Annotated in this window: 13 protein-coding genes; 7 read left to right on the top strand and 6 right to left on the bottom strand. The window is 69.3% G+C overall.

Annotated features, from left to right (window positions below; genetic code table 11):
* Nucleotides 1-3: 3 nt before the first annotated feature.
* The gene (gene secD, locus ACUTAG_RS08175) at nt 4-1,884 is read right to left on the bottom strand and encodes a protein translocase subunit SecD (RefSeq protein WP_006386648.1); all 1,881 of its coding nucleotides are present in this window, start codon (nt 1,882-1,884) and stop codon (nt 4-6) included.
* A gap of 115 nt (nt 1,885-1,999) precedes the next feature.
* Nucleotides 2,000-2,344 (bottom strand): preprotein translocase subunit YajC, encoded by a 345-nt coding sequence (gene yajC, locus ACUTAG_RS08170; protein ID WP_006386647.1) that lies wholly within the window; start codon nt 2,342-2,344, stop codon nt 2,000-2,002.
* 371 nt (nt 2,345-2,715) lie between these two features.
* On the opposite strand from yajC, the gene relB reads away from it, so the two are divergent.
* A complete protein-coding gene (gene relB / locus ACUTAG_RS08165) occupies nt 2,716-3,012 on the top strand; it encodes a type II toxin-antitoxin system RelB family antitoxin (protein ID WP_020926666.1) in 297 nt (98 codons plus the stop codon).
* Complete coding sequence (locus ACUTAG_RS08160; RefSeq protein ID WP_020926667.1) at nt 2,999-3,280, top strand: type II toxin-antitoxin system RelE/ParE family toxin; 282 nt, start codon at nt 2,999-3,001, stop codon at nt 3,278-3,280. Before relB ends, ACUTAG_RS08160 begins: the two co-directional genes overlap by 14 nt.
* A gap of 49 nt (nt 3,281-3,329) precedes the next feature.
* Here the strand turns inward: ACUTAG_RS08160 and tgt are convergent, their stop codons facing one another.
* From tgt to ACUTAG_RS08145, 3 genes are all read right to left on the bottom strand, one after another.
* On the bottom strand, nt 3,330-4,466 hold the full coding sequence (gene tgt, locus ACUTAG_RS08155) for a tRNA guanosine(34) transglycosylase Tgt (RefSeq protein WP_054439645.1): 1,137 nt from the start codon (nt 4,464-4,466) through the stop codon (nt 3,330-3,332).
* Nucleotides 4,463-5,518, bottom strand: a complete 1,056-nt coding sequence (gene queA, locus ACUTAG_RS08150) for a tRNA preQ1(34) S-adenosylmethionine ribosyltransferase-isomerase QueA (protein ID WP_054442897.1) — start codon at nt 5,516-5,518, stop codon at nt 4,463-4,465. The genes tgt and queA overlap by 4 nt, the downstream gene beginning before the upstream one ends.
* A gap of 235 nt (nt 5,519-5,753) precedes the next feature.
* The gene (locus tag ACUTAG_RS08145; RefSeq protein WP_054483102.1) at nt 5,754-6,587 is read right to left on the bottom strand and encodes an IclR family transcriptional regulator; all 834 of its coding nucleotides are present in this window, start codon (nt 6,585-6,587) and stop codon (nt 5,754-5,756) included.
* A gap of 121 nt (nt 6,588-6,708) precedes the next feature.
* Between ACUTAG_RS08145 and ACUTAG_RS08140 the strand changes: the two genes are divergently transcribed.
* From ACUTAG_RS08140 to upp, 5 genes are all read left to right on the top strand, one after another.
* Nucleotides 6,709-7,722 (top strand): LLM class flavin-dependent oxidoreductase, encoded by a 1,014-nt coding sequence (locus ACUTAG_RS08140; RefSeq protein ID WP_148319246.1) that lies wholly within the window; start codon nt 6,709-6,711, stop codon nt 7,720-7,722.
* 23 nt (nt 7,723-7,745) lie between these two features.
* Entirely contained in the window at nt 7,746-8,249 is a 504-nt protein-coding gene (locus ACUTAG_RS08135) for a flavin reductase family protein (protein ID WP_006386642.1), read from the top strand.
* 66 nt (nt 8,250-8,315) lie between these two features.
* A complete protein-coding gene (locus ACUTAG_RS08130) occupies nt 8,316-9,470 on the top strand; it encodes an ABC transporter substrate-binding protein (RefSeq protein WP_024070171.1) in 1,155 nt (384 codons plus the stop codon).
* 111 nt (nt 9,471-9,581) lie between these two features.
* On the top strand, nt 9,582-11,030 hold the full coding sequence (gene dacB / locus ACUTAG_RS08125; protein ID WP_035182572.1) for a D-alanyl-D-alanine carboxypeptidase/D-alanyl-D-alanine endopeptidase: 1,449 nt from the start codon (nt 9,582-9,584) through the stop codon (nt 11,028-11,030).
* A 122-nt stretch (nt 11,031-11,152) separates the two neighbouring features.
* Nucleotides 11,153-11,791: a uracil phosphoribosyltransferase gene (upp, locus tag ACUTAG_RS08120; protein WP_006386639.1), complete on the top strand. Its 639-nt coding sequence runs from the start codon at nt 11,153-11,155 to the stop codon at nt 11,789-11,791.
* A gap of 61 nt (nt 11,792-11,852) precedes the next feature.
* Here the strand turns inward: upp and cysG are convergent, their stop codons facing one another.
* Nucleotides 11,853-13,268: a siroheme synthase CysG gene (gene cysG / locus ACUTAG_RS08115; RefSeq protein ID WP_058665123.1), complete on the bottom strand. Its 1,416-nt coding sequence runs from the start codon at nt 13,266-13,268 to the stop codon at nt 11,853-11,855.
* Nucleotides 13,269-13,854 lie beyond the last annotated feature (586 nt).

Below are 13,854 nucleotides of genomic sequence, written 5' to 3'. Positions count from 1 at the left end.
TGTTCAGTTGGTCTTCGGCTTCCAGACTTCGCCGATGGAGATCGACGTGAGCTTCTTCTTGCGGCCGTACCAGAGGTTGGCCAGCGCGCGCACGCCCACGACGGACGAGAACATCGAGGTCAGGATGCCCAGGCAATGGACCACCGCGAAACCGCGGATCGGGCCGGAACCGAATGCCAGCAGGGCCAGGCCGACAATCAGCGTAGTGAGGTTGGAGTCGAGAATCGTGCCCCAGGCGCGCTCGAAGCCATGGTGGATGGCCTGTTGCGGCGACGCCCCGTTGCGCAGTTCTTCGCGTATCCGCTCGTTGATCAGCACGTTCGAGTCGATCGCCATGCCCAGTGTCAGCGCGATGGCCGCGATGCCCGGCAGCGTCAGCGTGGCCTGCAGCATCGACAGCAGGGCCAGCAACAGCAGCACGTTCAGGGTCAGGCCGACGGTCGAGAACACGCCGAACAGGTGGTAGTAGATGATGATGAAGACGGCGATGGCCAGGAAGCCGTACAGCGTCGAATGGAAGCCCTTCGAGATGTTGTCGGCGCCCAGGCTCGGGCCGATGGTGCGTTCCTCGATGATCGACATCGGCGCGGCCAGCGCGCCGGCGCGCAGCAGCAGGGCGGTGTCGGCGGCTTCCTCGGAGCTCATGCTGCCCGAGATCTGCACCTGGCCGCCGGCGATTTCGCTGCGGATGACCGGGGCCGTGACCACTTCGCCCTTGCCGTTCTCGAACAGCAGGATGGCCATGCGCTTGCCGATGTTGTCGCGGGTGACGTCGCGGAAGATGCGCGCGCCCTTGGAGTCCAGCGTCAGGTGGACGGCGGCCTGCTGGGTCTGCGAATCGCGGCCGGGCTGGGCGTCCTGCAGGTTCTCACCGGTCAGGACCACCTGGCGGCGCACCAGGATCGGGCGACCGTCGCGGTCGGAGTAGCGCTCCAGGCCGAACGGCACCGAGCCGCCCAGCAGCGCGGCCTGCGCGGCGGGCGAATCGTCGACCATGCGGATTTCGAGGGTGGCGGTGCGGCCCAGCAGTTCCTTGGCCTTGGCCACGTCCTGCACGCCGGGCAGCTGCACCACGATGCGGTCCGAACCCTGCTGCTGGATGACCGGCTCGGCCACGCCCAGTTCGTTGATCCGGTTGTGCAGCGTGTTGATGTTCTGCTTGAGCGCCGAGTCCTGCACGCGGGTGACCGCGGCCGGGTTCAGCGCGCCCAGCAGCAGCAGCTTGCCGTTTTCTTCGCTTTCGGTGAATTCCAGGTCGGGCAGGCGGCTGCGCAGCGTCGAGATGGCGCGGTCGCGGTCCTGCGCGTTGGCGAAGCTGGCGGCCACGCTCATGCCCGAGCGCTCGACGCCGGCCACGTTGACCTTCTGGTCGCGCAGCACCGAGCGCACGTCGGCGGCCAGCGAATCGTAGCGGGCGGTCAGGGCGCCCTGCATGTCCACTTGCAGCAGGAAGTGCACGCCGCCGCGCAGGTCCAGGCCCAGGTACATGGGCTTGGGGGCGAACCAGCCCAGTGCGCGCATCCAGGTGGGCGAGGCCGGCAGCAGGTTCAGCGCCACGGTGTAGTGCGGGTCGCCCTGGACGGTATTGAGGGATTTGTCGATCAGGTCGCGCGCCTGCAGTTGCAGGTCGGTCGAGGTGAAGCGGGCGCGCACGGTGCCGAGCGTGCCGTTCTGTTCGTAGTAGACCCCTTCATTGGGGATCTTGGCGTCGGTCAGGATCTGCTCGACCCGGCTCAGCATGGCCGGATCCACCTTGATGGTGGCCTTGGCGCTGGAAACCTGGACGGCGGGCGACTCGCCGTAGAAATTGGGAAGCGTATACAGCAGGCCGATAAGGACCGCAATCAGGACCGTAATGTACTTCCAGAGGGGATAGCGGTTCATTGCCGGCTACGTCATGTAAGAGTGGAGAAAAGGCCGCCCGGGCGGCTGGCGCGACGGGCGGCGGGGCGGCTGCCGTCGGACCCCGGGGCCCGGCGGCGGAGCTCCTATGGGACGCTTACAGGGCCTTGATGGTTCCCTTGGGCAGAACGGTCGACACCGACGACTTCTGCATGATGATCTCGACCGGCTTGTCGGCCAGTTCCGAGACTTCGACGGTGACGTAGCTGTCGTTCACCTTGGTGACCTTGCCCAGCATGCCGCCGGCGGTGACGACTTCGTCGCCCTTGGCCAGGGCGGCGATCAGGTTGCGGTGTTCCTTCTGGCGCTTCATCTGGGGACGGATCATCAGGAAATAGAGGATCACGAACATCAGGATGATGGGCAGCATGCCCATCAGCGCATTGCCTTCGGGGGCGGCGGCCTGGGCCACGACGAGGCTGGCGGTATCGATAGCGGACATGTAATTCTCCTGCGTTTGGTCTGTTTGGGTTTGTTTATATCGTGCTGTCGACGATCTTGTTCTGCGCCCATCCCCGCGCGAGCCATGGATAGGGCAAGCCGACTATTGTAGCGAGGTTTAGGGGCCCCCACGCCGCGCGCGCGTGGTGCGCTGGCTGCCCCCGAGGGGGCTGCCCCGCCTTGGGGCGGCCCGGCGGCGGGGCGGCCGTTCTGGCGTAGGGGGTCGTCCTGTGCGCAGTGATGAGGGCGGAAACGCGAAACAAAAGTCCTTATTCGGGTTCTCCCGGTATGGGTGGACGCAAAATGCGCGGTTGGTGGCAGGAAAGTATCTCAATTGAGATACACTGGCCCGACACTATTGCAGGAATCGCCATGCCCCAGACCTCGATGCTCCACGTCCGCGTGGACGACAAGCTCAAAGCCGACGCCACCGAAAAGCTGGCCGAATTCGGCCTGACGATTTCCGACGCCGTGCGCATCCTGCTCACGCGGGTGGCCAAGGAGGGCGGCCTGCCCGCCGGGTTGACCACCGATGCCCAGGCGCACGACGCGTGGTTCCGCGCCAAAGTCCAGGAAGCCCTGGCCGATACGGGGCCGGCGGTGCCGCACCAGCAGGTCATGGATGAAGCCCAGGCGCTGATCGACAGGAAGCGCCGTGCCCGCAGTTGAATGGTCGTCCGCCGCCCGGGCCGACCTGTTGGCCATAGTCGACTACATATCAGATGACAATCCAGACGCTGCCCAGCGTCTGAAAGACGATATTGAAACGAAGGCGGCGCAACTGCCCGCCCGTCCCGCGCTGTACCGCCCCGGAAGGATCGCCGGTACCCGCGAAATGGTCGTTCGCGCGAATTACATCATCGTGTATGCGGCGGATGCGCTGGCCGTGCGGATCCTGCGCATCTTGCATGCCGCGCAGCAATGGCCGCCGCAGTGATTCTCTCGTTGCGCCGCTGAGCGCGAACCGCGAGCGGCACAGCGCCCCGCTACTCCACCCCGCGCGCCCGGTCGGCCGCGAACTGCGCGCGCCAGGCGTCGAAGCGGCCCTCGGCGATGGCCTCCCGCATTTCCTTCATGATGGTCAGGTAGAAATGCAGGTTGTGCAGCGTGTTCAGGCGCGCGCCGGTGATCTCGTTGGCGCGCTGTAGGTGATGCAGGTAGGCGCGCGAGAAGTTGGCGCAGGTGTGGCAGGCGCAGCTCGGGTCCAGCGGGCGGGTGTCGTCGCGGTACTTGGCGTTGCGGATCTTGACGTCGCCGAAACGGGTGAACAGCCAGCCGTTGCGGGCGTTGCGGGTCGGCATGACGCAGTCGAACATGTCGACGCCGCGGCTCACGCCCTCGACCAGGTCTTCCGGCGTGCCCACGCCCATCAGGTAGCGCGGCGCCTGGGCCGGCAGCTTGGGCGTCACGTGCGCCAGGATGCGCATCATGTCTTCCTTGGGCTCGCCCACCGACAGGCCGCCGATGGCGTAGCCGTGGAAACCGATGTCCTGCAGGCCGGCCAGGGACTCGTCGCGCAGCGATTCGTACATGCCGCCCTGCACGATGCCGAACAGCGCGTTGGGGTTCTGCAGCCGGTCGAATTCCTCGCGCGAGCGGCGCGCCCAGCGCAGCGACATGCGCATCGAGCGGGCCGCTTCCTCGATGGTCGCGGGGCGGCCGTCTATCTCGTAGGGCGTGCACTCGTCGAACACCATGACGATGTCCGAGTTCAGCGAGCGCTGGATGCGCATCGATTCCTCGGGCGTCAGGAACAGGCGGGCGCCGTCGATGGGCGAGGCGAACTTCACGCCTTCCTCGGTGATCTTGCGCATGCCCTGCAGGCTGAACACCTGGAAGCCGCCCGAGTCGGTCAGGATCGGCTTGTCCCACTGCATGAAGCCGTGCAGGCCGCCATGCTTTTCCATGATGTCCGTGCCCGGGCGCAGCCAAAGGTGGAAGGTGTTGCCCAGCACGATCTGCGAACCGATGTCCTTCAGTTCGTGCGGCATCATGGCCTTGACGCTGCCATAGGTGCCCACGGGCATGAAGATGGGCGTTTCCACCACGCCGTGGTTGAGCGTGATGCGGCCGCGGCGGGCGCCGCCGTCGGTGGCAAGCAGTTCGAAATTCAGTCCGGTCATGGGGCGGGGGATTCGATGAACATGGCGTCGCCGTAGCTGAAGAAGCGGTAGCGCTGGGCCACGGCGTGGGCGTAGGCGCGGCGGATCGGCTCGACGCCGGCCAGCGCCGACACCAGCATCAGCAGGGTCGACTGGGGCAGGTGGAAGTTGGTGACCAGGGCGTCGATGACGCGGTACTGGTAGCCGGGGGTGATGAACAGGCGCGTGTCGCCTTGGGCGGCGGCCAGCGGCAGGCCGGGGGCGGTGCGGCCCTCGGTCTGGGCGGCGGCCGATTCCAGGGCGCGCACGCTGGTGGTGCCGACCGCGATCACGCGGCCGCCGCGGGCGCGCGTTGCGGCGATGGCGTCCACCGTGGCCTGCGGCACGGTGAACCATTCGGCGTGCATGACGTGGTCGGCCAGGTTGTCCACGCGCACCGGCTGGAAGGTGCCGGCGCCCACGTGCAGCGTGACGAAGGCGCGCTCCACGCCCTGCGCCGCCAGGCGGTCCAGGGTGGGCTGGTCGAAGTGCAGGCCGGCGGTCGGCGCCGCCACGGCGCCCGGTTCGCGGGCGTAGACGGTCTGGTAGCGGTCGTCGTCGCCGGCGTCGGCGGCGTGCGTGATGTAGGGCGGCAGCGGCGTCGCGCCGTGCGCGTCCAGCAATTCCAGCACCGGCCCGGGGAAGCGGATGTCGAACAGCTCGCCCTCGCGGCCCAGCACCGTGGCGTCGAAGGCGTCGGCCAGCCGCAGCACCATGCCGGCGCCGGGCGACTTGCTGGCGCGCACGTGCGCCAGCGCGCGGTCGGTGTCGGTGATGCGCTCGACCAGCACCTCGACCTTGCCGCCGGTGATCTTGTGGCCGGCCAGGCGCGCCTTGATGACGCGGGTGTCGTTGAACACCAGCAGGTCGCCGGGGCGCAACAGCCCCTCCAGGTCGGCGAACTGGCGGTCATGCAGCTGGCTGGCGCCGTCCAGGTGCAGCAGGCGGCTGCCCGTGCGCTGGGCGGCGGGTGTCTGCGCGATGAGCTCGGGAGGCAGCTCGTAGTCGAAATCGGAAACGGTAAGGGCTTGCACGCGGGTATCGGTATCAGGGGCGGGCGCGGCCTGGGCCGGCCGCCGGGCCGCCGGATGGGGCGGCGGCAAAAAAGCGAGCCGGACCTGTCGGCACGGCTCTGGGCAACTGTCTATTGTAAAGGGGCTGGCGAAAAGGGCGGGGCGGCCGGCGACGGCGGCGCCCGCGCAAGCGAGGACGGCAGGACGGGAGCGAGCGATTTTCAGGGGAAGGTGCGCCGGGGGCTGGCGCGGCGACTTAGCGCCCGCCGCGCCAGCCGAGCCGGCGCGAGCAGTCGGCCGCGGCCGCCATCAGCGCCCGCAGCGGCGCGCCGTCCGGCGCCAGGTCGAAGCCGCCGTGCAGTCCCAACCCGGTGATGGCGCCGGCCAGCTGGCCTTGCGCGTCCAGCACCGGCAGGGCGGCCGAGTCGATGCCGTGCAGCAGGTGGCCGCTGACGCTGGCGTAGCCGCGCTGGCGCGTGGCCTGCCAGCGCGCCCGCAGCGCGGCGGCGGGGTCGGCCGGGTCGAGCGGCAGGCCGGTGGCGGCGGGGTCGTCCAGCAACGCCGCGGTGTCGCCGCCCTGGCGCCGCGCCGCGTCCCATTCGGCCAGTGCGCGCGGCAGCGCCAGCGGCTCCGGCAGCCAGGCCGCGAAGACGCGCCCGGTGGCGCTGTTGAGCAGCGGCAGCACCGAACCCACGCGCACGTTGACCGTGACCGGCAGCCGCGCGTCGCGCCACTGGACGATGGTGGGACCGTGCTGGCCCCAGACCGAGAGGAAGACGGTCTGGCCGATGGCGGCGCTCAGGTCTTCCAGGCAGCCGGCCGCCACTTTGACGAAATCCACCTCGGCCAGCGCCGCCAGCCCTGTGTGCAGCGCCTGCGGCCCGAGCCGGTAGCGGGCGCTGGCCGGATCCTGCTCGACGTAACCGCGCCGCTCCAGCGACACCAGGTAGCGATGCGCCTTGGCGCGCGGCATGTCCAGGCTGCGGCCCAGTTCCGACACCGACACGGCGCCGCCCAGTTCGGCCAGCCGGGTCAGGACGTCCAGGGCGATTTCGGCGGACTGGATCCCGGTGCTGCTTTCTGTTGACATCAGTTCGTCTCTTATTAGAATACGTGTATCACTAAAAAATACATCAGAGTGCCGTGGCGGACAACCATCCGGGCCGGAAGACCGATTCGGGGGCGCGAGCGGACAAAGACGGAGACAAGCAATGAAGATGTCCATCTTCTCGGTGCAGGACCACTACCCCGACCAGCCCCGCAGCCTGGGCCAGCTCTACAGCCAGGTGCTGGAGCAGGCGCGCCGCGCCGAACAGCTGGGCTACGACACCTTCTGGGTGGCCGAGCACCACTTCCATGAATACGGCGCGGTGCCGAACCCGGCGGTATTCCTGGCGGCGCTGTCGCAGCAGACGACGTGGCTGCGGCTGGGCACCGCGATCTCCATCCTCACCTTCCACAACCCGCTGACGGTGGCGGAAAACTATGCCCTGGTGGACCAGCTTTCGCAAGGCAGGCTGTCGCTGGGCGTGGGCTCGGGCTACCTGAAGCACGAGTTCGAGGGCTACGACGTCGATCCGGCCACCAAGCGCGAGCGCTTCGACGAGAACCTGATGCTGGTCGAGCGCCTGCTGGCCGGCGAGCGCGTCAGCCACGAAGGCAAGTTCAACCGCATCCACGAGGTGCGCCTGAACGTGCAGCCGGTGCAGCAGCCGGTGCCCGTCTACGTGGCGATCCTGCGCCGCGAGGCCGCCTACCACGTCGGCCGCCAGGGCCGCCGCATGCTGTTCGTGCCGTACGCGGCGGTGGACAACTTCGAAGAGATCGGCCTGATGATGCAGGACTACCGCCGCGGCCTGGCCGAGGCCGGCATCGAGGATGCCACGGGCATGGCGGCGGTGGCGCTGCACACCCACGTGGCCGAGACCGACGACGAGGCCCGCGAACGCGCCGCCCGCGCCTTCGACCTGTACGTGGACACCCGGCTGTACGCGCGCAAGCAGGTCTACGACGACATCATCGCCAGCGGCCTGTCGCTGTTCGGCTCGCCCCGCACCGTGGCCGACAAGCTGGCGCGGCTGGCCGACATGGGCCTGGACCACGTGATGAGCCTGCACAACTTCGGCCTGATGCCGCAGGACCTCGTGCTGGACTCGATGCAGCGGTTGATGGCCGAGGCCATGCCGCTGTCGGGCGTGCGCCCGGCCAGCACGGTGCCGGCCTGAGCGGCGGCCGCGGGGAAGCCGCCATGCCTGCCAGCGACGATCTCAGCCCGCTTCGTCTGCGCCGGGCGCTGGGGCGCTACGCCACCGGCGTCACGGTGGTGACCGCCGCGGGCGCCGACGGGCCGATCGGCCTCACGGTCAACTCCTTCGCGCCCGTCTCGCTGGAGCCGCCGCTGGTGCTGTGGAGCCTGCGCCGCGCCAGCATCCACTACGCCGACTTCACCACCCGGGGCGGCTTCGCCATCCATGTGCTGGGGGCGCCGCAGCGCGACCTGGCGCGGGTGTTCTCGCAACCCGTGGCGGACCGCTATGCCGGGCTGGACTGGTATGCCACCGAGGACGGCATCCCCGTGTTCGACGCCTGCGCCGCCCGCTTCGAGTGCGCCACCCGCCAGGTGCTGGAAGTGGGCGACCACGCCGTGCTGATCGGCGAGGTGCGGCGCCTGCACGCGCCGGACGACCACGGCGGCGCCCTGGTTTTCCATGACGGCGCTTTCCTGTCGCACCGGGGGGATCCCGTCGTATAACGCTTTCTACGCCGTAGCGGATCGGCAAGACGCATAACGATATCCGCGCCCCAAAGGAGATACCGCATGACCCCTCGTAGCACTCTGACGGCCGCGTTGGCGGCCCTGCTGGTCGCGGGCGCCGCGCCCGCGCTGGCGCAAGTGAAGATCGGCGCCACCCTGTCCACCACCGGCCCCCAGGCGTCCCTGGGCATTCCCGAACGCAACACCATCGGCCTGCTGCCCACCGAGATCGGCGGCGTCAAGGTCGAATACGTGGTGCTGGACGACGCCTCCGACACGACCCGCGCGGTCAGCAATTCGCACAAGCTGATCTCCGAGAACAAGGTCGACCTGATCGTCGGCTCGACCACCACCCCCAACACCATGGCCATGCTGGACACGGTGGCCAGCGGCGCAACGCCGGTGATCACGCTGGCCTCGTCGGCGCGCCTGATCGATCCGGTGGACGACAAGCGCCGCTGGGTCTTCAAGACGCCGCATTCCGATTCCCTGATGGCCGAGGGCATCGCCCGCCACGCCGCCGCCAACGGCGTCAAGAAGCTGGCCTTCATCGGCTTCAACAACGCCCTGGGCGAGACTTTCTGGGTGGAAGTGGAAAAGGCCGCCAAGCAGCACGGCATCGAGATCGTCGGCAAGGAAAGCTTCGCGCCCACCGACACCTCGGCGGTGGCGCAGACGCTGAAACTGGTCGGCGCCGCCCCGGACGCGGTGGTGGTGGGCGCCTCCGGCACGCCGGCGGCGATGCCGGCGCGCTCGCTGCGCGAACGCGGCTTCAAGGGCAAGATCTACTTCAACCACGGCGTGGCCAACAACGACTTCCTGCGCGTCTGCGGCGCCGCCTGCGACGGCGCCTGGGTGCCGGTGGGGCCGGTGATGGTGGCCGACCTGCTGCCGGACACCCATCCGGTCAAGGCCACGGCCCAGGCCTTCGCCAAAAAGTACGAGGCCGCCAACGGCGCGGGCAGCGTGTCGCTGTTCGCCGCCTACACCTGGGACGTCGGCCTGCTGCTGCAGCAGGCCGTGCCGGTGGCGCTGAAAAAGGCCAAGCCCGGCACCGCGGAATTCCGCGCGGCGCTGCGCGACGCCCTGGAGAACGTCAAGAACCTGCCGACCGCCACCGGCGTGGTCAACATGGGCGCCACCGACCACAACGGCCTGGACGAGCGCGCCCTGGTCATGGCGACCGTGGCCGGCGGCAAGTGGAAATTGCAGCAGTAGTGCCACGGCGAAGGCGGCCGGCGCCGGCGTTCGACCCGTGTCGCCGCCCGTAACCGTCCCAGGTTTTGTATGCTCACGGTTTTGCAGGACGAGCAACCGGGTGGACAGGGCATGACGGGACTAGGGAAAAAGCGTGTGGGCGGGCCGCGGCAATGGCTGGCCGGTGGACTGCTGGCCCTGGCCGCCGGCGCCGCCTGCGCCCAGGTGCCGGGCCTGCCGCCCAGCGTGGTCAACGCCTGGAAGGCCAGCAAGCTGCCGGACAGTTCGCTGTCGCTGGTGGTGCAGGAAGTCGGCGGCCCGCGCCTGGCGGCCCTGAACGCCAAGGAAGCGCGCAATCCGGCCTCGGTGATGAAGCTGGTCACGACCTGGGCGGCGCTGTCCGAACTGGGCCCCAACTACGTCTGGCGCACCGCCTTCATGACCGAGCCGGGCGCCCGGCCCGACGCCAAGGGCGTGCTGCCGGGGCCGCTCTACCTGCGCGCCGGCGGCGATCCGCAATTCCTGATGCAGGACCTGTGGGTGTTGCTGCGTGAACTGCGCCTGCGCGGCGTCAAGCAGATCAACGACCTGGTGATCGACCGCAGCATCTTTGGCCAGGTCGCCACCGACCCCGGCGCCTTCGACGGCGCGCCCGACCGCGCCTACAACGCCAGCCCCGACGCCCTGATGGTGGGCTTTGGCGCCGTGCGCATCCTGTTCACCCCCGATCCCGCCGCCAACAAGTGGGTGCCGCTGATCGACCCGCCGCTGCCCGGTTTGAAGATCGAGGGCCGGGTCGAATGGAGCGATGCCCGTTGCCCGGGCGCGCCGGTGGTCACCACCGATCCGGTCATCACCCAGCAGGGCGTGACCCTGCGCGTGGGCGGCAAGGTCGCCGGCTCCTGCGGTGAATTCGACCTGTACCGGCTGGCGCTGTCGCAGACCGACTACGCCACCGAGCTGTTCCGCCTGCTGTGGAAGGAACTGGGCGGCACCTTCAAGGGCCAGGTGCGCGCCGGCATGGTGCCTGGCGATGCCGTGGTGCTGGCCTCGCACGATTCGCCGACGCTGGCCGAGGTGATCCGCCAGATCAACAAGCGCAGCAACAACGTCATGGCGCGCACGCTGCTGCTGACCCTGGGCGCGGAAAAGGGCCGCCGGCCGGCCACCGTGGCCAGCAGCGGCGCCGTGGCCAAGGACCTGCTGGCGCGGCAGGGCCTGGACATGCCCGAACTGGTGATCGACAACGGCGCCGGCCTGTCGCGCGACGCGCGGGTCTCGGCCGACAGCCTGGCCTCGATGCTGACCCTGGCCTGGAATTCCCCCGTCATGCCGGAGTACATTTCATCCCTCGCGATCGCGGGCGTCGACGGCACGGTGCGGCGCCGCATGAAAGGCGATGGCACCCTGGGCATGGCCCACCTGAAAACCGGCTCGCTGCGCGACGTGCGCTCGATCGCCGGCTACGTGCTGGGCGCCAGCGGCAAGCGCTACGTGGTGGTCAGCATCGTCAACCACGAGCAGGCCGGCGCCGTGCGGGCATTCGACGACGCCCTGATCGCCTGGCTGGCCGAACAATAAAGGTTGACGCGGCCCCCTGCATCCTCCTGCCAAACCGATTACGATTCTCGGGCGTGCGCCATGTTGTGGCGGCGCCTGAGGCGAACCAACCCTGCTTATCAATATTCTGGAGATTTACGCACATGCCCGTGCACGAAATCCGCCATCCGCTGATCCGCCACAAGCTCGGGATCATGCGCCGCGCCGACCTCAGTACCAAGAGCTTCCGTGAACTGTCGCAGGAAGTGGGCGCGCTGCTCACTTACGAAGCGTCCAAGGACCTGCCGCTGGCGCCCGCCACCGTCGAAGGCTGGTGTGGCGCCGTGCAGGTCGAGAAGATCGCCGGCAAGAAAGTCACCGTGGTGCCCATCCTGCGCGCCGGCATCGGCATGCTGGACGGCGTGCTCAGCCTGATCCCGGGCGCCAAGGTCAGCGTGGTGGGCGTGGCCCGCAACGAAGAGACGCTCGAAGCGCACACCTACCTGGAACGCCTGGTGGGCGAACTGGACCAGCGCCTGGCGCTGATCGTCGACCCGATGCTGGCCACCGGCGGCTCCATGGTCGCCGCCATCGACCTGCTCAAGCGCGCCGGCTGCAAGGAAATCCGCGCGCTGGTGCTGGTGGCCGCGCCGGTCGGCATCGACGCGGTGCTGTCCAAGCACCCGGACGTGCATATCTACACCGCGTCCATCGACGACGGCCTGAACGAGCACGGCTACATCATGCCGGGCCTGGGCGACGCCGGCGACCGCATCTTCGGCACCACCCAGAAGACCGACTGAAGCCGGAGCCAGAGGCGGCGCGGCCCCGGCCCGCCGACGGCAGCCGTGGCCCACGCGGCCGCTACGCCGCCAGCCTTTGCGGCGCGCCTTCCAGGTGCTCGCCGAACCAATGCAGTGATTGCGCCAGTCCCGCGACTTCGCCCACGATCAGCAGGGCGGGGGAGCGGATGGCGTGCGCCCGCGCCAAACGCGGCAGGTCTTCCAGCGGGCCGGACAGCACCCGCTGCTCGGGCCGGCTGCCGTTCTCGATCAGCGCGAACGGCGTGGTCGCGGCGCGGCCATGGCGGATCAGGCGCTGCGTCAGCAATTCCAGCTGGCCCACGCCCATGTAGAACGCCAGCGTCTGGCGTTCTCGCGCCAGCGCCGGCCAGTCCAGATTGTCCTCGTCCTCGCGGCAGTGCGCCGTCACCAGGCGCACCGATTGCGCGTGCTCGCGGTGTGTCAGCGGAATGCCGGCATAGGCCGCACAGGCCAGCGCCGCGGTGATGCCGGGCACGACCTCGTAGCGCACGCCATGCGCGCGCAGATGTTCCAGTTCTTCGCCGCCGCGGCCGAAGATGAAGGCGTCGCCGCCCTTCAGGCGCACCACGCGGCGGCCGGCGCGGGCGTGCTCGACCAGCAGGGCGTGGATGCGCGCCTGCGTGGCGTGGTGGTCTTCGCCCGGCAGCTTGCCCACCGCAACGCGCTCGGCGTCGCGGCGCGCCAGCGACATGACCTCGTCGCTGACCAGCCGGTCGTACAGGATCACGTCGGCTTCGTTCAGCGCGCGCAGCGCCTTCAGCGTCAGCAGGCCGGGGTCGCCGGGGCCGGCGCCCACCAGCACCACGCTGCCCTCGGCCGGCCTGAGCGGCTGGGCCAGCGCCGCGTCCAGCGCGGCTTCGGCGGCCTCGGGCCGCTGCTGGCGCAGCAGGCCGGCCACCGGGCCGTCCAGCAGCCAGTCGTAGAAGCGGCGCCGCGCGCCCAGGTCGGGATGGCCGGCGCGGATGCGCGCGCGGTAGCGTTCGGCCAGTGCTGCCAGGCGGCCCAGGCTGTGGTCGAACAGCGATTCGATGCGTTCGCGCAGGCGCCGCGCCAGCACCGGCGCCACCCCTGACGACGAGATGGCCACGATCACGGGCGAACGGTCGACGATGGACGGCACCTGGAACGAGGACAGCTCGGGGTCATCCACCACATTGCTGAAAATGCGGCGGGCCTGGGCGGCGGCGGAAACCGTGGCGTTGACGTCGCGGTCATCGGTGGCGGCCACCACCAGCCAGGCGCCCTCGAGCCACGCGGGGTCGAAACGGCCGGGCAGGTGGCGGATGCGGCCGTCGGCCAGCAAGGCCTCCAGGGCCGGCGTCAATTCGGGGGCGCCGACGGCGACCGCGGCGTGGGCTTCGAGCAGAGCCAGCGTCTTGCGCTCGGCCACCGCGCCACCGCCCACGACCAGCACGGGCCGGTCTTTCAGATCGGCAAAAATCGGGAAAAGCTTCATCACGCAGCCTCGGGCGCACCCGGCAGAAGGTCAAACGATCATAGGGACCGGGTTTCATCCCCACAACTTCTGATTTCTTGAATCCATATAGCCATAACTTATTTGGCGCGGCGCGCATGCGCGTTGCGCCGCCTCAAGCTATGCAAGTTCCATGCCCGCGCCGGGGAAGCGGCGCGACGCAACGCCGGTGTCCGCGGGCGCGCTGCCCGTAAATGCGGAAAAAGGCGGCGGCCGGCAGGGGGCAGGGCGACCGGGCCATCGAACACAGGAAGTGGCGTGGCGCGCACATCGATGGTGCGCCGCCGCATTCGTTTACGCACCAAGTTGGATCGCGGGTCCCGCCGTCGCCATCGGGCTTGGCCCGCAAACTGCGCCCGCGCCACTGCCGTGGACGCCCGCAAAGCCAGTGGGCACGCGGGCGCAGGGCCGCCGCGCCGGCCATGCGAGGCGCCTTGGCACGCGGATTGCTTAACGGTTCATGGGCGGGCCGCGAGCGGCTCGACCACGCCAAGCGCCGCGACAGCGGCAGGGAACAACGACGTTCCGCGGCGCCAGCGGGTTGTTCCCGCGCGGCGCGCGGGACGTT

Source organism: Achromobacter sp. CSND-B12, assembly GCF_052906545.1.
The sequence above is the reverse complement of the archived record's forward strand: the minus strand, read 5'-3'. Positions and strand labels throughout refer to the sequence as shown.